Source organism: Streptomyces sp. NPDC059850, from assembly GCF_042731515.1.
GTDB lineage: Bacteria > Actinomycetota > Actinomycetes > Streptomycetales > Streptomycetaceae > Streptomyces.
In genome coordinates this window covers 54,380-77,113 of the sequence record NZ_JBHWJI010000004.1, presented here as the reverse complement: position 1 = coordinate 77,113, position 22,734 = coordinate 54,380, and the positions used below count along the sequence as shown (strand labels likewise).

20 protein-coding genes and 3 pseudogenes are annotated in these 22,734 nt (G+C 71.8%); 11 read left to right on the top strand and 12 right to left on the bottom strand.

The features are described 5' to 3' along the window. Positions 1-178 precede the first annotated feature (178 nt). From ACFV9T_RS04670 to ACFV9T_RS04650, 5 genes and pseudogenes are all read right to left on the bottom strand, one after another. Complete coding sequence (locus tag ACFV9T_RS04670; protein ID WP_385436808.1) at positions 179-1,207, bottom strand: N-acetylglucosamine kinase; 1,029 nt, start codon at positions 1,205-1,207, stop codon at positions 179-181. Between the two features lie 22 nt (positions 1,208-1,229). After that, complete coding sequence (locus ACFV9T_RS04665) at positions 1,230-2,093, bottom strand: phospholipid scramblase-related protein (protein ID WP_385436625.1); 864 nt, start codon at positions 2,091-2,093, stop codon at positions 1,230-1,232. Positions 2,094-2,132: 39 nt separating this feature from the next. Further along, positions 2,133-2,810, bottom strand: coding sequence for a uracil-DNA glycosylase (locus ACFV9T_RS04660; RefSeq protein ID WP_385436624.1), 678 nt, complete (start codon positions 2,808-2,810; stop codon positions 2,133-2,135). 58 nt (positions 2,811-2,868) lie between these two features. Further along, positions 2,869-3,960, bottom strand: coding sequence for a WD40/YVTN/BNR-like repeat-containing protein (locus ACFV9T_RS04655; protein WP_385436623.1), 1,092 nt, complete (start codon positions 3,958-3,960; stop codon positions 2,869-2,871). A 175-nt stretch (positions 3,961-4,135) separates the two neighbouring features. Then, positions 4,136-4,438 (bottom strand): annotated as a pseudogene (locus ACFV9T_RS04650) (MMPL family transporter); the annotation flags it as partial. Between the two features lie 71 nt (positions 4,439-4,509). Here ACFV9T_RS04650 and ACFV9T_RS04645 point away from each other — a divergent pair. Then, positions 4,510-4,881, top strand: a complete 372-nt coding sequence (locus ACFV9T_RS04645; protein WP_385436622.1) for an ArsR/SmtB family transcription factor — start codon at positions 4,510-4,512, stop codon at positions 4,879-4,881. A 29-nt stretch (positions 4,882-4,910) separates the two neighbouring features. Here ACFV9T_RS04645 and ACFV9T_RS04640 read toward each other — a convergent pair whose 3' ends face one another. Next, positions 4,911-6,254 (bottom strand): FAD-dependent oxidoreductase, encoded by a 1,344-nt coding sequence (locus ACFV9T_RS04640; protein WP_385436621.1) that lies wholly within the window; start codon positions 6,252-6,254, stop codon positions 4,911-4,913. 121 nt (positions 6,255-6,375) lie between these two features. Further along, positions 6,376-7,047: a DUF305 domain-containing protein gene (locus tag ACFV9T_RS04635; protein WP_385436620.1), complete on the bottom strand. Its 672-nt coding sequence runs from the start codon at positions 7,045-7,047 to the stop codon at positions 6,376-6,378. A 137-nt stretch (positions 7,048-7,184) separates the two neighbouring features. On the opposite strand from ACFV9T_RS04635, the gene ACFV9T_RS04630 reads away from it, so the two are divergent. Then, a complete protein-coding gene (locus ACFV9T_RS04630; RefSeq protein ID WP_385436619.1) occupies positions 7,185-8,666 on the top strand; it encodes an LVIVD repeat-containing protein in 1,482 nt (493 codons plus the stop codon). Positions 8,667-8,682: 16 nt separating this feature from the next. Here the strand turns inward: ACFV9T_RS04630 and ACFV9T_RS04625 are convergent, their stop codons facing one another. Further along, positions 8,683-9,318, bottom strand: coding sequence for a TetR/AcrR family transcriptional regulator (locus ACFV9T_RS04625; protein ID WP_385436618.1), 636 nt, complete (start codon positions 9,316-9,318; stop codon positions 8,683-8,685). Positions 9,319-9,486: 168 nt separating this feature from the next. Further along, positions 9,487-10,104 (bottom strand): hypothetical protein, encoded by a 618-nt coding sequence (locus ACFV9T_RS04620; protein WP_385436617.1) that lies wholly within the window; start codon positions 10,102-10,104, stop codon positions 9,487-9,489. Here ACFV9T_RS04620 and ACFV9T_RS04615 point away from each other — a divergent pair. Next, a complete protein-coding gene (locus tag ACFV9T_RS04615; protein WP_385436616.1) occupies positions 10,103-10,945 on the top strand; it encodes a VOC family protein in 843 nt (280 codons plus the stop codon). The two genes, ACFV9T_RS04620 and ACFV9T_RS04615, sit on opposite strands and share 2 nt — an antisense overlap. Here ACFV9T_RS04615 and ACFV9T_RS04610 read toward each other — a convergent pair. Further along, a pseudogene (locus tag ACFV9T_RS04610) lies at positions 10,914-11,818 on the bottom strand (LysR family transcriptional regulator). The gene ACFV9T_RS04615 and the pseudogene ACFV9T_RS04610 overlap by 32 nt on opposite strands. Positions 11,819-11,855: 37 nt before the next feature. Between ACFV9T_RS04610 and ACFV9T_RS04605 the strand changes: the two are divergent. Then, positions 11,856-12,821: a DMT family transporter gene (locus ACFV9T_RS04605; protein WP_385436615.1), complete on the top strand. Its 966-nt coding sequence runs from the start codon at positions 11,856-11,858 to the stop codon at positions 12,819-12,821. A 22-nt stretch (positions 12,822-12,843) separates the two neighbouring features. Here ACFV9T_RS04605 and ACFV9T_RS04600 read toward each other — a convergent pair whose 3' ends face one another. After that, positions 12,844-13,752 (bottom strand): NAD(P)-dependent oxidoreductase, encoded by a 909-nt coding sequence (locus ACFV9T_RS04600; RefSeq protein ID WP_385436614.1) that lies wholly within the window; start codon positions 13,750-13,752, stop codon positions 12,844-12,846. An 87-nt stretch (positions 13,753-13,839) separates the two neighbouring features. On the opposite strand from ACFV9T_RS04600, the gene ACFV9T_RS04595 reads away from it, so the two are divergent. After that, positions 13,840-14,208, top strand: coding sequence for a winged helix-turn-helix transcriptional regulator (locus tag ACFV9T_RS04595; protein WP_385436613.1), 369 nt, complete (start codon positions 13,840-13,842; stop codon positions 14,206-14,208). A gap of 27 nt (positions 14,209-14,235) precedes the next feature. On the opposite strand, the gene ACFV9T_RS04590 is transcribed toward ACFV9T_RS04595, so the two are convergent. Further along, a complete protein-coding gene (locus ACFV9T_RS04590; RefSeq protein WP_385436806.1) occupies positions 14,236-15,579 on the bottom strand; it encodes a phosphatase PAP2 family protein in 1,344 nt (447 codons plus the stop codon). 259 nt (positions 15,580-15,838) lie between these two features. On the opposite strand from ACFV9T_RS04590, the gene ACFV9T_RS04585 reads away from it, so the two are divergent. The 6 genes and pseudogenes from ACFV9T_RS04585 (at position 15,839) to ACFV9T_RS04560 (ending at position 22,726) form a co-directional block, all read left to right on the top strand. After that, positions 15,839-16,849: a polyprenyl synthetase family protein gene (locus tag ACFV9T_RS04585; protein ID WP_385436612.1), complete on the top strand. Its 1,011-nt coding sequence runs from the start codon at positions 15,839-15,841 to the stop codon at positions 16,847-16,849. 10 nt (positions 16,850-16,859) lie between these two features. Next, positions 16,860-17,492, top strand: a pseudogene (locus ACFV9T_RS04580) (tryptophan 2,3-dioxygenase family protein); the annotation flags it as partial. A gap of 17 nt (positions 17,493-17,509) precedes the next feature. Then, complete coding sequence (locus ACFV9T_RS04575) at positions 17,510-18,883, top strand: FAD-dependent oxidoreductase (RefSeq protein WP_385436611.1); 1,374 nt, start codon at positions 17,510-17,512, stop codon at positions 18,881-18,883. A 126-nt stretch (positions 18,884-19,009) separates the two neighbouring features. Next, complete coding sequence (locus tag ACFV9T_RS04570) at positions 19,010-20,059, top strand: polyprenyl synthetase family protein (protein ID WP_385436610.1); 1,050 nt, start codon at positions 19,010-19,012, stop codon at positions 20,057-20,059. After that, on the top strand, positions 20,059-21,510 hold the full coding sequence (locus ACFV9T_RS04565) for an MFS transporter (RefSeq protein ID WP_385436609.1): 1,452 nt from the start codon (positions 20,059-20,061) through the stop codon (positions 21,508-21,510). The genes ACFV9T_RS04570 and ACFV9T_RS04565 overlap by 1 nt, the downstream gene beginning before the upstream one ends. Before the next feature lie 16 nt (positions 21,511-21,526). Further along, the gene (locus tag ACFV9T_RS04560; RefSeq protein WP_385436608.1) at positions 21,527-22,726 is read left to right on the top strand and encodes a cytochrome P450; all 1,200 of its coding nucleotides are present in this window, start codon (positions 21,527-21,529) and stop codon (positions 22,724-22,726) included. Positions 22,727-22,734 lie beyond the last annotated feature (8 nt).

Here is a 22,734-nt window from a genome sequence, read left to right as displayed (position 1 = left end):
CATGTTAGTCGCTCTATAGGGTTGGCTGTTCGGGAGGGGTGCGACTGGGCGTTTTCTGTCCCCTTTTGCCGAGCCTTGCTGTTCGATGCTGTGCGGTGGGCGAACGGAGCTGCTCGCATAACCGATAGGGTGTCCGTAATCCGTAACGGCCGCCCCGGCTATCGGTCGTGGTCGTCGTTCACCCCTCGGTGATGACGCTCAGCAGTCCCGCGTCGAGCGGCAGCCGCAGCTCACCGGCGGCGAGCGCCGCCGCGATGCGCAGGGCGCCCTCCAGCGGATCCCCGGCCGCCTCGGTGACCGGAACCCCCGGCAGCCGTGCGGCCAACTCGGCGCGCAGGGGTGTCAGCAGGGGCGCGCCCATGCGGAAGAGGCCACCGGTCAGCGCGACCTCACCGGCCGCCGGGCGGGGGCAGACCGCCGCCGCGGCCCCGGCGATGTGGCGGGCGGCGTCCCGCAGGATCGCCTCCGCGACGGGATCGGCCCGGGCGGCGCAGCGGCCGACCTCCGGCGCGAAGGAGGCCAGGACGGCGGGCCGGTCGGGGCGCGGGTACAGCTGTCCCGGCAGCCCACCGGCCGGGCCGAAGACCGCCTCCAGCCGGGCCAGCAGCGGCCGTGAGCCGCCCTCGCGCCCGTCGTACGCGCGCATCGCGGCCTCCAGACCGGCCCGCCCGATCCACGCCCCGCCGCCGCAGTCGCCCAGCAGATGCCCCCAGCCGTCGGCCCGCCGCCACCCGGGCGCGGCGTCGCCCGAGCCGTCGTCACGACCCGGCGCACCGCTGTCCAAGGGGACCGGCACCGCGCCCAGCGCGATCAGGCCCGTGCCCGCGGCGACCACCGCGCCGGGCCGCTGGCCGAGCGCCCCGGCGTAGCCGGTCACCGCGTCCGCCGCGAGCGCGAGGCGGCGCACGCCGAACTCCTCCGCGAGCGCGCCCGGCAGCGTCGCCCGCAGATCGTCGCCGAGCGAGGCCATCCCCGCGGCGCCCACGCAGACGGCGGCCGGACGCCGCGCCCCGGCCCGGCGCAGCAGGTCACGGGCGGCGGGCAGCACCCGCGCCAGCAGCCCGGCCGCGTCGATGCCCCGGTCGCCGACCTTGGCGGGGGTGGCCGAGGACCAGGTCAGCGGCGCCTCCGCGCCACCGCTGAGCTGGGCCCCGGCGCGCGCCACGGCCACCCGTACGCCCGATCCGCCCGAGTCGATCCCGAGCACATGTGCCGTATGGTCCACCGGCTCAGCCGAACCCGCGCGCGTCCTGCTTGAGCGCGGTGTCCACGGTCAGGGCGGTGGCGACCACGAGGCTCAGCAGCGGGTCGGGGAGCTGACGGTGGATCTGCAGGACGTAGTTGTCCGCCGTCGTGAACATGGTCTTCGCCAGACCTTCCCAGGTCTTGGTGATCCGGGCGATCTCGGTCTCGGTGTGGTCGACGATGGAGAAGTTCCAGGCGCGCCAGTTCTCCGCCTTGATGGCGCCGATCTGCTGGCCGTTGACCTGTATCCCGAAGTTGATCTTGCCGATGGCGTTCTGCTGGACGATCTCGCCGACCGGCTGGCCGTCCGGGCGCTCCACCAGCACCTTGGACTTGATGAACTTGGCCGGGCGGGTGAGCACCAGATGCGGCTGCCCGGCCGCGTCCCGGATCTCCAGCTTGTGCGTCATGAACTGGTCGAGGCTCGACACGAACCGCGCGACCTTCTTGAGCGTGCTCTGACCGACCTGGACCACCGACCCGATGGTCTGGCCGTGCTGGTCGAAGACGCTGTACTCGTTGGTCAGCTCGATCAGCTTGGCCTTCTGGTTCACCACCAGCACCGGCTCGGTGAAGAGCGAGCCGCCGCCGCCCATGGCCGGGGCGACGTGCGCCTGCTGCTGCACCTGGTGCTGGACCTTGGCCGGGTTGGGGTGCGGCTGGGCGGGCTGCCCCGGCTGGGCGGCGTACCCCTGCTGCGGGGCGTGTCCGGGCTGGGCCGCATGCCCCGGCTGCTGGCCCGGGTGGGTGTGCTCGGTCCACTGGGCGCCGTCCCACCAGCGCAGCTGGTTGGGGGTGCCCTGCGGGTCGGCGTACCAGCCCGCAGGGGTGTTCGGATGTGTCGTCATGGCGGGCAGACTACCCCTCGCCCACCTGGAAAGAAGTGCTCAGGGAAGGCGCCAGTCGACGGGTTGCGCTCCCTGCTGTACGAGCAGGTCGTTGGCCCGGCTGAACGGGCGCGAACCGAAGAAGCCCCGGTCGGCCGACATGGGGGAGGGGTGCGCGGACTCGACCGAGGGAAGCGGCCCCAGCAGCGGCCGGACATTGCGCGCGTCGCGGCCCCACAGGATGGACACCAGCGGGCGCCCGCGCGCGGCGAGCGCCCGGATCGCCTGCTCGGTGACCTCCTCCCACCCCTTGCCACGGTGTGCGGCGGGGCGGCGCGGCGCGGTGGTGAGCGCCTTGTTGAGCAGCAGCACGCCCTGCTGGGTCCAGGGCGTCAGATCGCCGTTGGACGGGCGCGGCAGCCCGAGGTCGCTGTGCAGCTCGCGGTAGATGTTCTCCAGGCTGCCGGGCAGTGGCCGCACCTCCGGCGCCACCGAGAAGCTCAGCCCCACCGCGTGACCGGGCGTCGGATACGGGTCCTGGCCCACGATGAGGATCTTCACCTCGTCGAAGGGCTGCTGGAACGCGCGCAGCACATTCGGTCCGGAGGGCAGATAGGTGCGGCCCGCCGCGACCTCGGCCCGCAGGAAGTCGCCCATCGACGCGATGCGCTCTTCCACGGGCTCAAGTGCCTTGGCCCAGCCCGGTTCCACAATTTCATTCAACGGTCGTGCAGCCACACCGCGTCACTCTAGTGGCTCAGCCCCTGGCCGCGTGCCGTATGACCCGGTCACGGTCTCATCCGGTCACCGCCGCTCGCACACAGAGCACATCAGGAAGGTGCTGGGCGATCTGCTGCCAACTCTCGCCCTCGTCCGCGCTCGCGAACACCTCGCCGTTGCGATTGCCGAAGTACACCCCGACCGGGTCCGCGTCGTCCGTACGGAGCGCGTCCCGCAGCACCACCCCGTAGTGCGGTTCGCCCGGCAGCCCGGCGGACCGCTCCTCCCAGGACGCGCCCGCGTCCTGGGTGCGGTAGACCCGGCAGCGGTAGCCGGGCGGATAGCGGTCCGAGCCGTCGGACGCGGGGAAGAGATAGGCGACTCCGCCGCGCCGGGGGTGGGCGGAGATCGCGAACCCGAAGTCGGCGGGCAGCCCCTCGCCGATCTCCGACCAGTGCGCTCCGCGGTCGTCGCTGCGGTACACCCCGCCGTGGTTCTGCAGATACAGCCGGTCGGGGTCCTCCGCGTCCTGAGCGATCTTGTGTACGCACTGCCCGAACTCCGGATACTGATCGGGCAGGAACTCCGCCCTCAGCCCGCTGTTCGACGGCGCCCAGCTCGCCCCGCCGTCCGTCGACCGGTACACCCCGCCCGACGAGACGGCCACCGTCACCGCCTCGGCGTCCCGGGGGTCGGTGACCACCGTGTGCACCGCCTGGCCGCCGAACCCGGCGCCCCACTCGGGCCGCTGCGGGTGGTCCCACAGGCTCCGTACGAACTCGAAGGTCTCCCCGCCGTCCTCGGATCGGAACAGGGCGCCCGGCTGGGTGCCCGCGTAGACCACCTCGGGCGCGGCGGGCCCGGCCGGGTGCAGCTGCCACACCCGCTCCAGCGAGGTGTCCGTCCCCTCCGGGAACCGCACCGCGGGCCGCGCGGGTTCATGCCAGCTCTCCCCGAGGTCGTCGGAGCGGAAGACCGACGGGCCCCAGTGCGAGCTGTCCGCACCGGCCAGCAGCCGTGGCGCGCCGGAGCGGCGGGTGTCGATGCCGACGGAGTACACCGCCTGCATGGGGAAGTGCGGACCGGTGAAGTCCCAGTTGGGGCCGGTGCGGCGGCGGCCGAGGAAGAGACCCTTGCGGGTGCCGACGGCGAGCAGAACATCGTCCATGACGGACTCACTCCTTGGGGCGTAGGGAGAGGTGAGGGGGTGAAGAAACTCGATGAGGGATGTGTCCGACATCACAGAGTCTGCACCCCACCACTGACAACGGCCCGTGGAAGCGTCTTCCCGCAGGTCGGCGCGGGTGTCTCCGCTGGAGGTCAGGTTCCGGACGGAAAAGAGTCCTGCCCTGACGGACGCGGGCGTTGCCCTTGCGGACACGGCGCGCGAGCACGGCGTCCGGCCAGAAGCCGAGCAGCGCCGGGACCATGGTCAGCGCGATCAGTACGCCCGTCAGGACGGCCCCCGCCGCGCCCAGGCCCATCGTGGTCAGCATCGGCACGCCGATCACCGACAGCCCGGCCAGCGCGATGACCACGGTGAGCCCGGCGAAGACGACCGCCGAACCGGCGGTGCCCGCCGCCATCCCGGCCGCCTCCCGGGCGTCGTACCCCCGGGCCCGCTCCTCGCGGTAACTATCAAGTACGGCGGATGTGAAAGTACGAGAAGCTTCGTACCATGGTGGGCCCCGGAACGACGCGACGAGGAGCGGCAGTCGTGCAGAGGCAGACCACACCTCAGGAGCGGGGAGCGGGCCGCTCGCTGGAGCATCCGCGCCGCGAGGACATCCGGCTGGAGGGCGTGCTGCACGCGCTGTCCGACCCCATGCGGCTGCGGGTGGTGCGGACCCTGGCCGAGGAGAGCTGCGACCTGTCCTGTTCGGTGATCGACCTGCCCGTCAGCAAGTCCACCAGCACCCACCACTTCCGGGTGCTGCGCGAATGCGGGGTGATCCACCAGATCTACCGGGGCACCGCCAAGATCAACGCCCTGCGCCGCGAGGACCTGGACGCGCTGTTCCCCGGGCTGCTCGACAGCGTCATCGCCGCCGTCGTCCGCCAGGACGACCGGGCGGGCGGGCCCGGCTGATTCAGCACGGGGTTCGGTTCAGCGCGGGTTCAGTCCTCCGCGCGCGCCGCGCCCAGCAGCCCCGTCCAGTCCGGGATCTTCACCTTCGTACGGCCCAGCGCCTCCCCGAGCGTCGCCTCCGCCGCCTCGATCCGCAGCCAGCCGGTCCACTCGACCGGCTCCACACCCGCCGCGCGCAGCGCGGCGCGGGGGTCCTCGGCCACCGGCCGCGCCGCCAGCGCGTCCGCGTCGGCGAGCAGCGAGGCGACCGTCTCCTTGGCGCACGGACGGTTGGTGCCGATCACCCCGGTCGGCCCGCGCTTGATCCACCCCGCCACGTACTCGCCGGGCGCGGGCACCCCGCCGCGCAGCACCCGCCCCGCCGCGTTCGGCACGGTGCCCCGACCCTCGTCGAACGGCAGCCCCGGCAGCGGTACGCCCCGGTAGCCCACCGACCGCAGCACCAGCTGCGCCTCGATGTCCTCAAAGACGCCCGTGCCCGCCACCCCGCCCCGCCCGTCCGGCGCGGTCCGCTCGAACCGCACCGCGCGCACCGCGCCCTCGCCGAGCAGCGCCGCGGGCCGCAGGAAGAAGCGCAGCCGGACGCGGCGCGGACGGCCCATGGGCGCGCGGCGCGACCAGTCGCGCAGCACCTCGACGTTGCGGCGCCCTGCCGCGGGCAGCTCCGAGGGGTCGCCGTACGCCGGGTCGAGCGCCAGCTCCTCGGGGCGTACGAGGACATCGGCACCGGTCAGCGAGCCCAGCTCGCGCAGCTCCTTGGTGGTGAACTTCGCCTGCGACGGGCCTCGGCGGCCGACCACATGGACATCGGCGACCCGGCTGTCGGCGAGCGCGCCGAGGGCGAGATGGGGGACGTCGGTGGGCCGTAGCTCCTCCGCCCCGCGGGCCAGGATGCGCGCCACGTCCAGCGCGACATTGCCGACCCCGATGACGACGGCGGAGCGCGCGCCGAGCGCGAAGGCGTCGCCGGGGGCGTCCGGATGGGCGCTGTACCAGGAGACGAACTCGGTGGCGGAGTAGCTGCCGGGCAGCTCCTCGCCGGGCACGCCGAGCCGCCGGTCGGTCGCCGCGCCCACGCAGTAGACCACCGCGTGGTAGAGCCCCAGCAGCCGCTGCGGTACCAGCGGCGGGGGACCCACATGCACATTGCCGAGGAAGCTGACCCGTGGGTGCTCCAGGACCGCGCGCAGGGTGTTCTGCAGCGACTTGATCTTCTCGTGGTCGGGGGCGACGCCGTAGCGCACCAGCCCGTACGGGCACGGCAGCCGGTCCAGCACATGCACCGACACCTCGGGTACGGACTCCTGCTGGACGAGCGCCTGGGCGGCGTAGACGCCGCTCGGCCCGGATCCCACGACGGCGACGCGAAGCACGGAGGAACTCCTTCCGCAGGCTGTCTCCAGCATCGCACCCGGCGGGCCCGGGCGCTCCGACCCGGCGCTCAGGCGCGCCGCCCCTCTCAGCTCCTTACGCCAGCCCCCTCACGCCAGACCCTTACGCCAGCTTGCGCATCCGGCGGATCTCGCTGTTCTGCTGCGCGATCACATCGTTGGCCATCTCCTCCACCCGGACGTTGTTGCCCCGGCCCAGCACATCCGTGGCCATCGAGAGCGCGCCCCGGTGGTGGGCGATCATCAGCTTGAGGAAGAGCGCGTCGAAGTCGGCGCCCTCGGCGGCGCGCAGCGCGGCCAGCTGCTTCGGCGTGGCCATGCCGGGCATCTTCGCCGTCCCGCCGTGGTGGTGCTCTCCGCTCGTCGCGCCGCTGGTGGTCTGCTGCCAGCCCCGCATCGCGTCGATCTCCGGCCCCTGCGCCGCCGCGATGCGCGCGGCGAGCCGTCTGACGTCGGCCGATCTCGCGCGGTCCGGTGCGAGGTCGGTCATGACCAGGGCCTGCTGATGGTGTTCGATCATCATCGTGATGTACGCGCTGTCGGCCGCGTTGGGGGAGTCGTCGTCGCCCGCCTTCGCCGCCTCCTCGGCCGACAGCGTCCGCGCCGCCTCACCCGGCCGCCCCGGGGCGATCACCGCGGGCTTCCCGTCCGTCCCCTTCCCGGTGTCCTGCCTGCCGCCGTCCGGCTCACAGCCGGTGAGGGCGAGCATCGCGGCGGTGGCCGCGGCCGCGAACGCGAGGGATGCGGCGTGAAGCCTCGTACGCCGGTGCAACACCGTTACCTCCAGGGGAAGTCAGGATTTTGTATGACGACTATGTTGCCGCCTGTTGTGGTGTACATGAGAGGCGCGATACTGCCCACGTCCCAGGAACCGTTCAACTCCGAGCGGGTGCGGGACATAGGGAGGACGCAGTGAAGCCGTGGGAAAGATCCCCGCAGCGGCGCAGATACCTCGGTGCGGCCGTGGCCGCCTTCGGGCTGGTGGCCTCGTTGCTGGCGGCGAGCCCCGCCGTCGCGACACCGGATCCCGGTGACGCTCCGCGCGGCGAGCGGGTGACGAAGGGTCAGGCATCCGACACCAGGGCCGCCATCGAGAACGGCGAGATCCCCGGGGTGGACGAGATCGTTCACAGCGACAACGTCAGTCACCTCACCAACATCCCCAAGCAGGACCTCAACGGAACCAACACGGACCTCGCCTTCCAGGGCAAGTACGCCTTCGCGGGCAACTACGACGGCTTCGTCATCTACGACGTCAGCCGTCCGAAGCGCCCGAAGGTCGTCAGCCAGGTGCTCTGCCCCGGTGCGCAGAACGACGTATCGGTCTCCGGGGACCTGCTCTTTCTCTCCACCGACTCCTCGCGCAGCGACAACTCCTGCACCAGCACCACGCAGCCCGCCACCGAGAAGTCCTCCTGGGAGGGCATGAAGGTCTTCGACATCAGCGACAAGCGCAACCCGCGCTACGTCGCCGCCGTCGAGACCTCATGCGGTTCGCACACCCACACCCTGGCGCCCGACCGCAAGAACGTGTACGTCTACGTCTCCTCGTACTTCCCCAGCGAGACGTTCCCGGACTGCCAGCCTCCGCACGACGGCATCTCCGTCATCAAGGTGCCCCGCAAGGCGCCCGAGAAGGCCGCGGTCATCGACTTCCCCGTGCTCTTCCCGGACGGCGGCAACCCCGGCGGCCCCAGCAACCCGGGCGTCACTCAGACCACCGGCTGCCATGACCTCACCACGTTCCCGAAGCTGAAGCTGGCGGCGGGCGCGTGCATGGGCGACGGCCTCCTGCTGGACATCGCCGACCCGGCGAAGCCACGGGTCATCGACCGCGTCGAGGACAACGTCAACTTCGCCTTCTGGCACTCGGCGACCTTCAACGAGCGCGGAAACAAGGTCGTGTTCACCGACGAGCTGGGCGGCGGCGGTGCCGCGACCTGCAACGAGGCGACCGGCCCGAAGCGCGGTGCCGACGGCATCTACGACATCGTCGGCAAGGGCGACAAGCGGAAGCTGGTGTTCAAGAGCTACTACAAGATCCCGCGCCACCAGGCCGCCACCGAGAACTGCGTCGCCCACAACGGCTCGCTGATCCCCGCCAAGGGCCGCGACATCATGGTCCAGGCGTGGTACCAGGGCGGCGTGTCCATCTGGGACTTCACCGACTCCGCCCGCCCGAAGGAGATCGGCTACTTCGAACGCGGCCCGATCTCGGCCGACACGCTGGTCGGCGGCGGCTCCTGGTCCGCGTACTACTACAACGGCTACATCTACTCGAACGACATGGCCAAGGGCTTCGACGTCCTGAAGATCGACGACCGGCGCACCGACAGCGCCCGGTCGGTGCGGCTGCGCGAGCTGAACGTCCAGACGCAGCCCGACTACCGCTGACGGCCCGCCCGTTCGTTCACGCACGCTGAGGGACCCCGCCGGGCGGCTCACCGCCCGGCGGGACCCCCAGGCCCCAGCCCAGCCCATAGCGCTGGAACAGCTCCGCCCGCAGCCGCTCGGGCTCCATCGGTGCCCCCGGCAGCAGCACCGCGACCACCGCGCCCATCAGCAGCGCCCGCAGCAGCCGGTAGTCGGCCTCGGGGTCCGGCGAGCCGTAGCGGGTCACCGTGTCGCGCAGCAGGGCGGCCAGCCGCTGCTGCTCCGGGCACTGGATGAACCCCTCCGCCGTGAGGATCCCCGCCATGTGCGTACGCATCAGCCGCGGTCGCTCCCGGGCGAGCCCCAGGATCGCGTCGATCGCGCGCGCCAGCAGCTCGCGCCCGGCGTCCTCGCCCTCCGGGCGCGGCTCGCGCTCCAGGGCCGTGGCCAGCTCCACGTGCATCAGCCGGTGCACGGCGGTCTGCAGCAGCTGACGCTTGCCCGGGAAGTAGTACGAGACCAGCCCGCGGGCCGCCCCCGCCCGGTCGGCGATATCGGCGAGCGTCGTCGCCTCGTAGCCGCGCTCACCGACCAGTTCGACCGTCGCCTCTAACAGACGGGCCTGGGACCGGCGGCGCAACTCCTCATTGACCGACGGGCTGCGGGGGGACATGCTGTTAACTCCTGCGTTGGCTGGCTGCGAGCCAATATACTCAGGCGGCAGGATGCCGTCCGGCGATCTTTCGAGGATGGCTTGTAACCTCCGCCGGTTCGGGCGACGCGGGGGATCGTCCGAACCGGCGGTTTCAGTTCCTTACGAACAGCGCGAACTGTACGAACGTCAGCGCGCCGACACGACGGTGAAGTCGAACTGGCTGATCTCGTCGAAGCCGCACTGGTCGTCCTCGCCGTACGAGTACCCGTGGGTGAAGAAGTAACCGGTGCCCGCCTTGGCGGTCTTGGCGATCTTGATGCGCATCGCGGCGTCCGTGTGCTCGCCCGGCTTGACCATGCCCAGCGTGGCGAAGTCGTCGTTGTCGAGCGGCTCCGCGCCCTCACCCTCGATGGGCTTCCACGTGCCGGCCTCCGGGTTGAACCACTCGACCGTCATGCCGAGTTCGGCGATGTCGTCGAGGTCCGGGTCGGCGGTGCCGGGGTAGAGGCTGATGACCGTCTCCATCACCGTGACGGTGGAGACGTTGGTGACGCGATAGGTGAACTCGTGCCATCCGGACCCGGCGACGATGGTGCCGGGCAGCCCGCGCAGCCCCGTCTTTCCCCGTTCCTCATCGGGAATGCCGGAGCAGAAGGCCGGGCGGGTGTACGTCGGGGACGGCGACGGCTCGGCGGTGGCCGAGGGCGCGTTCCCCGTCGCGTGTGCGGTGGGGACGGCGAGCAGGGACGCGGAGCCGAGGGCGGCGACGGCGGCGGCTGCCGACAGGGCGCGGCGAAGCTTCATGGATTCCTCTCAGGAAAGCCGGGGTGGGCGCTTACGCGCTTACATGACCCACCGCCCCCGCGCGGGGTTGCGCTCCGCGCGGAGCGAAGATCCACGCTGGCAGGATGTTGCCATGACGGATCATCAGGGAACGTTCTGCTGGATGGACCTCAAGGCCCGCGATCTGCCCGGCACCACGGCCTTCTTCTCGACGGCACTGGGCTGGCACTTCGCGGTGGACGAGGAGGACTGGCGCCGGGCCACGAAGATAGCCGTCGGCGGTCACCGGATCGGCGGTGTGAGCGACCTCGCCGATCCGGTCTACCCACCGGACACCCCCGCCCACATCGCCTACTACCTCACGGTCGACGACGTCGACCGCCGCGCCGAAGCGGCGGTGGCGCACGGCGCCCGCCTCGTCGTCCCGCCCTTCGACGCGGGCGATCAGGGCCGCATGGCGACCTTGACCGATCCGGTGGGCGCCGCCTTCTCCCTGTGGCAGCCGTATCGGTTCACCGGCTGGGGGTTTCCGCCCGGCCTCGCGGGCGCCCCGTACCGCATGGTCCTGGCCTGCGAACAGCCGGACCGGGTACGGGACTTCTACCGCGAGGCGACGGGCGGACGCCTTGTCGGCGCCGACTTCGTCACCGGACCACCCCTCGCCACCGCCCCGCGGTGGGAACTCGTCGTCGCCGTGGACGACGTGGACGGTGTCCTCGCCCGGGACCTCGCCCCGGGCGCCGCCACCTGGCTGGACGAGACCGGCGGCCGCGAGGCGCGGTTGACCGGCCCGGAGGGGCTGACCGTGCGCGTCCGCCGTCCGGACGGCCTCAGGGCGCTCCGGTCCGGTCGGCCGCGATGACCTGGTGGGCCAGTGCCACCAGGTCCGGGATGGCCGGGTGGCCGAGACCCTCGCGCCAGGCCAGGACGACGGGAATGGCCGGGGCGTCCGCGAGCGGGCGGTAGACCAGCGAGGGGGGGTGTGATGGCTCGGGGTGGCCGATGTGGAGACGCCCACGGCCCGGCCCGCCGCGATGGCGATCAGCCACTCGTCGGTGTTGGTCACCTCGATGGTCGCGACGGGCCGGGCCGTCGGCGGCCACAGGCCCATCGTCGTCGTGCCGGAGACGGTGTTGAGGGCGATCGGATGGGCGGTGAGGTCGGCCAGGGTGACGCGGGGGAGCGCCGCCAGCGGGCTGTCCGCTGGCATGACCACCACCCGCTCCTCCGACATCAGCGACTCCGTGCGGATCCCGGCCCGAGTGACCTCGCCCCGCAGCAGCGCCGCGTCGACCTTCCCCTGGGTGAGGCCCGCCGTGCGGTCGTCGATGCGCAGCAGCTCCAGCGGAGTGCCGGGGTGGGCCTCGTCCCAGCGGCGCAGCAGCGGGATGGTGTGGTCGCCGAGAGCCGCCCAGGGATGGCCCAGCCGCAGGGGCCAGCTCCGCAGGCCCCGGGGGTCGAGGGCGGTCTCGGCGGCGGTCACGGCGGCGCGGGCCTTGTCGCGGAACGTATGGCCCTCCGCGGTCAGCTCCAGATGGTGCGTCGAGCGGTCGACGAGCCGGGCGCCGAAGTGCCCCTCCAGCTGGCGCAGCGTGCGCGAGAGCGCGGGCTGGCTCAGGTGGAGACGGGCGGCGGCACGCGTGACGTTGCCCTCCTCGGCGATGGCGAGGAAGGCGCGCAGATGCCGCAGCTCGATGGTCATGCCCGAGAAGCATAACCGCAGGGAACTCCGCATTTCACAGGGCGTGGGCCGGGTTCCTAGCGTGGGGCCCATGAAATCCACGGCGCGCGGCTCCTCCGCGACGACGACCGCTCCTGTCCTCCTCCGCCACGCCCCCGGCCGTGGCACGCTCGGCGGCGTCGGCCTGGTGCTGGCGGGCACCCTGTCCGTGCAGTTCGGGTCGGCCTTCGCCGCGCTGCTGTTTCCCCGGGCCGGGGCGCTCGGCACGGTCGCGCTGCGGGTGACGATCGCCGCGTTGCTGCTGCTGGTCATCACCCGGCCCCGGCTGCGCGGCTACGCGCGCGCCGACTGGGCCGTGGTCTGCGGGTTCGGGCTGGCCCTCGGCGGCATGAACCTCCTCTTCTACCAGGCCATCGCCCGTATCCCGCTGGGGGCGGCGGTCACCCTCGAAGTCCTCGGACCGCTGCTGCTGTCGGTCGTCGCCTCGCGCCGCGCCGCCAGCCTGCTGTGGGCCGGACTCGCCCTGGCCGGGGTGTACCTGCTGGGGTACGGCGGATTCGACCAACTGGGCGCCTCGGGCGTGGCCTTCGCGCTCAGCGCCGGGGTGATGTGGGCGGCGTACATCGTGCTCAACGCCCGCGCCGGGGCCCGCTTCCCCCGGCTGGACGGTCTGACGATCGCGATGTCCGTCGCCGCGCTGCTCAGCCTGCCGCTGGGGGTCGGGGCCTCGGGCGGGGCGCTGCTGGAACCGGCGGCCCTCGGTCTGGGCCTGGCGATCGCGGTGATGAGTTCCGGGGTGCCGTACACCCTGGAACTGCTCGCCCTGCGGAGGCTGCCCGCGGCGACCTTCGCGGTGCTGACGAGCCTGGCCCCGGCCGTCGCCGCGCTGGCGGGCTATCTGGTGCTCGACCAGGGCCTGACGCTGCCGCAGTGCGCAGCGATCGCGATGGTGGTCGCGGCGAGCGCGGGCGCGGTGCGTACGGGCACGCGGCGTACGGGCACGCGGCGTACGGGCACGCGGCGTACGGGCGAGGCTCGCGGGGTGGCGTCGAGCTGATGGACCAGCGCGGCCTGTCGGGTCAGCGCGGGTCGCGGATGCCGTCGATGATGCGGGTCCAGTTGTCGCCACCGTGGCCGTCGTCGATCGCGCGGCGGTAGTGGGCCTGGACGGCTTCGGGGAGGGCGAGCCCGAGGCCGAGCGCGGCGCTGGTCTCCACGATGTGGTCGGCCGTCGCGCCCATCATCGTGACGGTGCTGAGGTCGCCCGGATGCTCCCCGGCGTCCAGCGCGGCGCCGGGCGTCTCCTCGCCCGCCCGCATGATCTCTCCGACCGAGTCGGCGAGGGAGAGCAACTCCGGCAGGGCCTCCCGGGCCCCCAGCCCCGCACTGCCCAGCATCGCGGTCGCGTGCATCATCCCGGACAGGGTGGTGAGGAACACCGCGAGCGCGGCTTGGTACATCATCTGGGCGAGGCCCGGATCCTCGCCCAGATACTTCGGCGCGCCGAGCAGCGCCAGCGCCGCCCGGTGACGCTCCATCACCTCGCCGGGTCCGCTGTAGTAGACGTACGACGCCTCCGTGCCGACCATCGGCGCCGGGGCCATGACGCCGCCGGTGAGGAACGTGGCGTCGTGGCCCGCCGCCCATGTGGCCGCCGCGCGGGTCCGCTCGGGAGTGTCCGAACTCAGATTGACGAGCGTCCGGCCGGTGAGCGATCCGGTGGCGCCGCCCAGGATGTCGTACATCGCCTGGTAGTCGGTGAGGCTGAGGATGACCAGCTCGCTCGCCCGGACCGCCTCGGCCGGTGTGGCCGCGAGCTTCGCCCCGTCGGCGACGACGCCGTCCGCGCGGCTCGCGGTGCGGTTCCAGACGGTGACCGGGTGTCCGGCGGTGAGGAGGGTACGGGCCATGGCCTGGCCCATGGGACCGAGGCCGATGACGGTGACAGGGCTGTCCTGCCGTGGGAATGAGGTGTGTTGTTCGTTCACCCCTCCATGCTCGGAGGGCGCCGCTATTCTCGGAAGTACCCACTAAATACTGCGGTACTTACCTTTTTGTAAGGGAGAAGCTCAGCGATGGCCAAGACGCCGCGATGCGGGCCCTACATCTGTGGCGTCGATGCCGCGCTCGATGTCGTCAGCGGTAAGTGGAAGGGCCTGATCCTCTGGGAGCTGGACAACTATGGGGTACGCCGCTTCGCCGAGCTGCGCCGTGGACTGCCGGGCGTGAGCGAGAAGATGCTGACCCAGCACCTGCGCGAGATGGAGGAGGACGGCCTCGTGCACCGGAAGGTCTACGCCGAGGTGCCGCCCCGCGTGGAGTACTCCCTGACCGAGCACGGGCACACGCTCAACCAGGCGCTCGGTCCGCTCGGCGCCTGGGGCCTGGAGCGGATCCGCCGCGAACGCTCCGAAGTGGTCGATGTGCACGGGGCCGCGCACTGAGCGGCCCGCTGTCCGGCGCGCCGTGACTCACGCCGGTTCGGGTTGTGGTTCCGGTGGCCGCACGGCCGCGGCCTTCGGTTCCCACCCTCTGGTGGTCCGTATATAGCCGTGGATCACCGAGGCCATCGCGAGCAGGAGAAGCGGGCCGAACACCCACGGGTGGTGGGCCATCTCCATCGGCAGATAGCGATAGGCCACCAGGAGCGCGGCGAAGACCGCCGTGCCATAGCCGACCAGTTGGATGGCCGACCGGTCCCAGCCTCGGTCGAGCGCGCGCAGGGTCGCCTCGATCGTGATCGTGAACACCACTCCGGCAATGAGGTCCACGCCGTAGTGGTAGCCGAATCCCAGCGTCGCGCAGAGCGTGGCGACCAGCCAGAACGTGCCCGCGAACCGCAGAATCCGTGGCCCGGTGCGGGAATGAATGAAGATCGCGGTAGCCCATGCCGTATGCAGGCTGGGCATGCAGTTGCGTGGCGTTTCCGCGTCGTAGAGCACCGGATGCGGAGTGGCGACCGGCGTGGACGTGTGCGGCCACAGATCGGCGATCGCCCAGTGCTCGCCGCCGGTGCCGAAGGCGCCGCTGCCGTAGGCGAAGACCGGCCCGACGACGGGGAAGATCATGTAGATGGCCGGTCCGACGAGGCCGATCACCAGGAAGGTGCGGACCAGGTGATGGCCCGGGAAGCGGCGCTCGGCCGCCACGTTCCGCAGCTGATAGGCGGCGACGATGGCCGCGGCCACCGCGAGCTGGACGTAGACCCCGTCGAGCACCTTGGTGCCGACCGGGCCGGTGGCTTCGAGGATCCGGCCCGCCAGCCACGACGGGTTGCCCAGCGCGTGATCGGCGACGGACACGTACTGATCGAGCACCATCGGGCGGGTCTTCGAGGTGATCAGCAGCCAGGCATCGCCCGTCTTACGGCCCGCCACCAGCAGCAGCCCCAGCCCGACGCCCTTCAGCAGCAGGACCCGTTCCTGGCCCTCGCGGCGGGTGACGGCGATGACCGCGCAGGCCAGGATCACCCAGAGCGCGCCATTGCCGAAGGGGTGGCCATCGGTCGTCTCGATGCCCGCCGCCCACCGCACCAGGAAGAAGACGGCGTCGATGCCGATGGCGGCACCGGTCGCGATGAGCCGTTCCCGCCGGGTGAGCACCACCATCATCAACGCCATGCCCGCGTACAGCATGAACCCCGATTTGGGGGCGAATATCACCTCGCGCACCTGATTGGTGAGCGGCCCCGGCTGGCCATAGCGGCGCGAGGCGATCTCCAGCGCGACGATGAATCCGAGAGCCGCCACCACCGCCGTGGTCCACAGCAATGCCCGTGGCCGGAGCCACGCGGCGAACGCGTCTTTGCGGGGTATTCGGGAAAGCGCCCGCGAAGGTTTTGGTATCAATTACTTGGCCGTTTTGTGAGGTGTTCATTGATCTTGAGTTCGATCATGATATCGGAGCGGTGTGCGTCGCCTCTCGTCACGATGTGACCGCTTTCTTCCCATATGTCGCTGTCGTCGGGTCGCGGCCGGGCGCGGGAGCACGAAGATGCCAGTCCGTGTGTCCACTCGGGCCGAGGTCGCCCGGCGCTGAAGACATCGGGGGTACGGCGCTCCTAGCGTCAGCGGCATGACGGACAACGTCGACTTCATAGCGGACATCGATGTGCCTCAGGTCGCTGATGCCGAAGTAGCCGCTCTGGTACGGGCCGAGGTGGAGTACCGATGGCCCAACGGTGTCTCGGGCCTCGACGAAGTGGTGCGCTACGGATTGGTGCCCTTCGGCAAGATGATGGGTCCCTGGCTGGTGATCCGGTCCAGCCTCGCGGTGGGGGGTGATCTGGCGCCCGCCCTGCCCGCTGCGGTGGCCCTGGAATGTGTGCAGGTCGGCGCGATGATGCACGACGACATCATCGACCGGGACGGAGAGCGGCGCAGCAAGACCGCCGCGCACACGGTGTTCGGGGAACCCACCGCGATCGTGGGCGGGGACGGGCTCTTCTTCCACGGCTTCGCCGCGCTGTCCGAGTGCGAGGAAGCCGGGGCGCCCGCCGCACGGGTCGCACGGGCCCTGGCCGTGCTGTCCCGGGCCGGTCTGCGCATCGGAAGCGCGGCCCTTCAGGAAATCCGGATGAGCCGCAGTGTCTGTTCCGTCGAGACGTACCTCGACATGATCAGGGACAAGAGCGGCGCCCTGCTGTGGATGGCATGCGGTGTGGGTGCCACCCTCGGCGGTGCGGACGACACCGCCTTCAACGCGCTCAGCCGGTACAGCGACCAGCTGGGCATCGCGTACCAGATCCGTGACGACCTGATGGCGTACGACGGAACGAGAGCGGGCAAGCCGAACGTCTCCGACGTGCGCAACGGCAGGCCCACCCTGCCCGTGCTGCTCGCGCACGAGCGCGCGCCGCGCGAGCAGCAGCGGCGGATCGAGCGCCTGCTCGCGGACACCGCGTCGTCCGTCGAAGAGCGGTACGAGGCCATGTCCGAGCTGGTCAACGCCTTCGACGGGGTCCAGGCGGCACGGGAGGTGTCGCACCGGCACGTGCGCTCGGCCGAGGAGGCGCTGGAATGCCTGCCGCCCACCGAGCACCGGAACGCCCTCGCGGAACTCACCGTGCCCGGCCGCCTGGTGTAGCGCGGACTCACCCGAGGAGGTGGCTCTCATGACCGGCATGACCTATGCGACCTATCTGCACCTCGACGAACTGCTGTCACTGCAGCATCCGCTCACGCCGGTGACGCTGCAGGACGAGCGCGACGACGAACGGCTCTTCATCGTCGTGCACCAGTCGTCCGAGACCCTGCTCAGCCAAGTCCTCGTCGACCTGCGCCACATCGCGGCGAACGAGTGCGGACAGCGGTGCTTCGCCCATCGGGCGGAACGGGCGACCCGGCTGATCGACGCCCTGGAGGGGCAGTTGACGCTGATGCGCCACACGCTGAAGCCGGAGGACTTCCTGCGGTTCCGGGACCGGGTCGGCACGGCGAGCGGTCTGCAGTCCGAGCAGTTCCACGAGCTGTTCGCGCTGACCGAGTGCCTGATGCCGGGAGGCGCCGGTCACCTCCTCCCGGTGGAACCCCGCCAGCGCGACGAGCTGAGCGCCGCCGTGTGGCGGTGGCGCCGTACGCATCTGGAACTCGTCGAGTACATGATCGGCAACCTGCCGGGCACGGCGAAGACCTCCGGTGTCCGCTATCTGGCCAGCCGGTTGAACGGGACGCCACGCGACGAGGACGGCCACCGCGCCGTCGTCGCGGGGAAGCGGGCGCGTTCGTGACACACGAGAGGCAGCACATGCGCGCAACACCCCCAGGGCCGTCGCTGGGACACGTGGTGGTGATGGGCGGCAGCGTGGCCGGTCTGCTCACCGCCCAGGTGTTCGCGCGCCACGCGGAGCGGGTGACGGTCCTCGAACGCGACCAGTACGAGGAGAGACCCGAACCCCGCGCGGGTGTGCCGCAGTCACGCCACACCCATGTGCTGCTGACCAGCGGCATGCACGCGCTGGACGCACTGCTCCCCGGCCTGGTGTCCGAGCTGAGGAAAGCGGGCGCGCCCTGCCCCGCCGTCCCGGGGGACGTGGGCGTGTGGCAGGCAGGTCAGTGGATATCCCGCCGCAATCCGTCCCGCCCGATCATGACCCCGTCGCGCCCCTTCCTGGAACACCGCGTCCGCCGGCGTGTCCTGGCCGATCCCCGGATCTCGGTCCGGACGGCGACCGAGGCGGCGGGCCTGCTCGGCCGCCCCGATCACATCACCGGCGTCCTGATCCGTGGCCGGGGGTCCGATCACCACGTCCGGCAGGAACTCACGGCCGACCTCGTGGTGGACGCCACCGGGCGGGCCAGCCGTACGCCCCAGTGGCTCACCGGCCTCGGGGGCTCACCGCCCCGTGAGGACGTGGTGGAGACCGGGCGGGCGTACGCCACGGCCGTCTTCCGTGGCGACGGCCCGCCCGAGGACCTCCAGGGCTTCTACATCGTTCCCGACGCCGGGCAGCCGTTCGGCGCGATCATCCTGCCCACCGAGGACGACCGCTGGATGGTCACCCTGTCCGGGCCCCGGGACCACGCGCCGCCCACCGACCCGGCCGGATTCACCGCGTTCCTCGACCGGCTCCCGCACACCGCCCCCCACAAGTGGCTCAGCGCGGCGCATCCCGTCGGCCGTCCCGTGGGATACCGGCACACCACCAACCGGCGCCGCCACTACGACCGTATGGGGCGCGCTCGCCGGGGACTGCTCGTCGTCGGGGACGCGGCGTGCGCCCTCAACCCCGTCTACGGGCAGGGCCTGTCCGTCGCGGCCCTGAACGCGGTCGCGCTCACCCGGGCGCTGGCCGCCGAACGCCCGCCGTCGCCGCACGCCCTGCAACGAGCGGTCCTGCGATCGTCCCGCGACGCCTGGGACGTGGCGACGGGCGTGGACAGCACCATGCCGGAAGTCGTCGGCAACGCGGTACGCAGCGGCCCGGCCAACCGGCTGCTGATGCGGTACCTGGACCGCGTACGCGACCGCACACCGGGCGATCCAGTCGTGTGCACCGCCAACCGGGACGTCCTGTTCCTGCTCGCCCCGCCCCGCTCCCTGCTCACCTCCCCTCAGGTTCTCCGCCGATCCCTGCTGCGTCCCGTGGTGCCGACACCACGCGACCTGCCCACGCAGTGACCACCCCCGAGCGACAGTGAAGGGCCACACCATGCGACACCCCAGCGTGCCCGTCCCGCCACGGGCGGACCGACCTCGGACGACCCGCCGCGTGTGCGCGCACCTCGCGAGCGGGCGGTGACGGCCATGACCACCACGACACCGGCCATGACCACCACGACCCAGGCCGACCTGCTCTCCTCGGTCCTCGCCACCAGCCGGGCGGCACTCGAACCGGCCCTGCGCGACGCCGTCCGGACCCGGCTGAGCCCGGAGCTGGGGCAGATCGCCCAGTACCACATCGGATGGGCGGACGCCGACGGACGGCCGACCAGCACCTGGGGCGGCAAGCTGGTCCGCCCCACCCTGGCGCTGCTGTCGGCGCGGGCGGCGAACGGCACGGCCACGGACGGCATTCCGGCCGCGGTGGCCATCGAGCTGGTGCACAACTTCTCGCTGCTGCACGACGACATCATGGACGGCGACACCTCCCGTCGCGGCCGGGCGACCGCCTGGAAGGTGTTCGGCGTGCCCGGCGCCATCCTCGCCGGGGACGCGCTGGTGGCCGCGGCCGGGTCTGTCCTGCTCGACGCCGACGGCAAGGGCGCCGCCTCGGCCGCCACGTCGCTGATGACCGCCACCCAGCGCATGATCAGCGGCCAGGGAGCCGACGTCGGCTTCGAACGGCGCGGCGATGTGACCCTGGCCGAGTGCGTGCGGATGGCGGGCGACAAGACGGGAGCGCTGCTCGCGTGTGCCTGCTCGCTCGGTGCGGACCTCGTCGGCGCGGACCCGGGACTGGTCAAGCGGCTCGCCGCCTTCGGTGAGCACGTCGGCCTCGCCTTCCAGCTCGTCGACGACCTGCTCGGGATCTGGGGCGAGGAGCGGCAGACCGGCAAGCAGGTGGGGGCCGACCTGCGGGTGCGCAAGAAGTCGCTGCCCGTGGTGGCCGCCCTGTGCGCGGACGGCTCGGAGGAGCTGGCCGCCCTCTACCTCAGTCCCGAGCCACTGAGCGAGCCGGACGTGCGGCACGTCGCGGACCTGGTGGAGCGCTTCGGAGGACGGGACTGGGCCCGGGACGAGGCGGCCCGCCAGGTCGCCTCGGCGGAGGAATGCCTCGCCGCCGCGGGGCTCCCGGACGGGGTGCGCCACGAGTTCCAGGAGGTCGCCGGGTTCATCGTCGGCAGGCGGTTCTGATGCGGCGACGGGTCATGGCGCCGCCGCCGACCGAGCCCGGAAAGACCGGCGTGCCGGATGCCCTCGACACCCGACGCGGGACCGTCGTGGTCGTCGCCTTCACCGTGGGCGTGGCCGCGATGACCCAGACCATGGTGGTGCCGCTGCTGGGCGAGTTGCCGAGGCTGCTGGACGCGGGCGTGGCGGGCACCTCGTGGGTCGTCACCGCGGCGTCGCTGGGCGGCGCGGTCACCAGCCCGGTCGTCGGCCGCCTCGGCGACCTCTACGGCAAGCGGCGGCTGATGCTGATCGTGCTCGGGCTGGTGACGCTGGGCTCGCTGCTGTGCGCGACGGCCGGCTCACTCGCCCCCATGGTCATCGGGCGCGGGCTGCAGGGCGTCGGCATGGGGCTCGCACCGCTCGGCATCAGCCTGCTGCGCGATGTGCTGTCCCCGCGCCAGCTCGGCCCGGCGATCGCGCTGACCTCGTCCGTCCTGGGGGTCGGCGCGGCGGTCGGACTGCCGCTGGCCGCCGCGGCGGCGCAGTTCGCCGACTGGCACCTGATGTTCTGGGTGATGGCCGTGCTGACGACGGTGTTCGGTGTGCTGGTGGCCCGGCTGGTCCCGGCGCCCCCGGGGCTGGCCAGCGGCCGCTTCGACGGCGTCGGGGCGCTGGGCCTGAGCGCCGGGCTGACCGCGCTGCTCCTGGCGATCTCGTACGGCGGCGAATGGGGCTGGCTCAGCACCCCCACCCTGGGCCTGGCCGTCGCGTCCGTGGTGGTGCTGGGGCTGTGGGGCGTATGGGAGCGCCGGGCGGCCGATCCGCTGATCGATCTGGTCACCACGGCACGGCGTCCGGTGCTGCTGGTGAACATCACCTCCGTCGTCGTCGGTTTCGCCCTGTACGCACAGATTCTGATGGTGCCTCAGCTGCTGGAACTCCCGGAGCGCACGGGCTACGGCTTCGGCCTGTCGACCGTGCGGGCCGGACTGCTGATGCTGCCCGCCGGGCTCGCGATGATGGCCGCGTCGGCGGTCGGCGCCAGGATCTCCGCGGCCCGCGGCCCCAAGTTCTCGCTGCTGCTGGGCACCGCGCTGATCGGCCTGGGCTACGCGGTCTGCCTGGCCCAGATGGGCTCGATCACGATGCTGATCATCGGCACCGTGGTGTCCAACGGCGGCGTCGGAGTCGCCTACGGAGCGATACCCGCGCTGATCATGACGGCCGTCTCGCCCAGCGAGACCGGCGTCGCCAACGGGTTCAACACGCTCATGCGGTCCATCGGCACGTCGCTGTCCGGCGCCGTCATCGGCGCGATCTTCGCCGGGCGGAGCATGCCGCTCGGCGGAACCTCCGTCCCGCTGCGGGGAGCCTTCGTGCTCATCGCGGTGGTCGGCATGGCCGGAGCGGTGTTCGCCCTGGCCATCGGCGCCGCGATCCCCGGCCGGCCGCACGAATCTTCCACCTCATGAGCAGAGAGGCCATGTCATGACCGAAACCCAGGCGACCTCCAGCGCGGGACGGGCCGCCGGATGCCCGTTCGCGCCCGCCCCCGAGCTGTACGCGGCGCAGAAGCTCGACGAACTGCCCCGCGTCACGCTGCCCAACCCGCTGCTCGGCGACTTCGACGCGGTGCTCGTCACCCGGTACGACGACGTCAAGAGCGCCCTCGCCAACGACCAGTTGCGGATGGGCGGGTCCATGCCGTACCAGGCGGGCAACCTGCTGAGCTACGACGGCGCCGACCACACCCGGCTGCGGCGCATGCTGACCGGGTCGTTCACGACCAAGCGGGCGCGGGAACTCCGTCCGGCGATCGAGGGCGTCGTGGGGTCCGCGCTGGACGCGCTGGCGGCGGCCGGTCCTGGCGCGGACCTGGTGGAGGTCTTCTGCAACCCCATCCCGACGCTGGTCATCTGTGAACTGCTGGGTGTGCCCTACGGCGACCGCGAGGACTTCCAGCGCCGCACCAAGGTCGCGCTGGACTTCAGCGTCAGCCGCGAGGTGCAGATGGAGAAGGCCGCCGAGATGGAGGCCTACATGGCCGGGCTCGTGGCGCGCCACCGGGAGCACCCGGGCGAGAACGTGCTGGGCCGGGTGGTGCGCGAATACGGCGACCAGCTCACCGACAGCGAACTGGCGGGCATCGGCAACATGCTGCTCATCGCCGGGCACGAGACGATCGCCAGCACCCTCTCCGCCAGCATCGCCCTGCTGCTCCAGCACCCCGATCAGCTCGCGGTGGTACGGGACGACCCCTCGGCGACCGACGGCGCCGTCGAGGAACTGCTGCGGTACACCGCACCGGCCGCCGTCCTGCCGCGCCAGGCGGCCGGGACCATGTGCGTACGCGATCAGGAGATCAAGGAGGGCGAACGGGTCGTGGCGTCCGTCCTGGCCGCCAACCGGGACCCCTCGGCCACCGGCCAGGACGAGGAACAAGGCCAGGGCAGCGGCCAGGACCTGGACCGGCTGGACGTACGGCGCCCTCCGCACCGCCACCTCACCTTCGGCTTCGGCCCGCACCAGTGCCTCGGCCAGCAGCTGGCGCGCATGGAGCTGCGGGTCGCGCTCCCGGCGCTGTTCACCCGGTTCCCCACGCTCAAGTCGGCCGTCCCGCACGACGAGCTGGACTACCGCACGAACGCGCTGGTCTTCGGCGTGAACACCCTGCCGGTCACCTGGTGACCCACGAC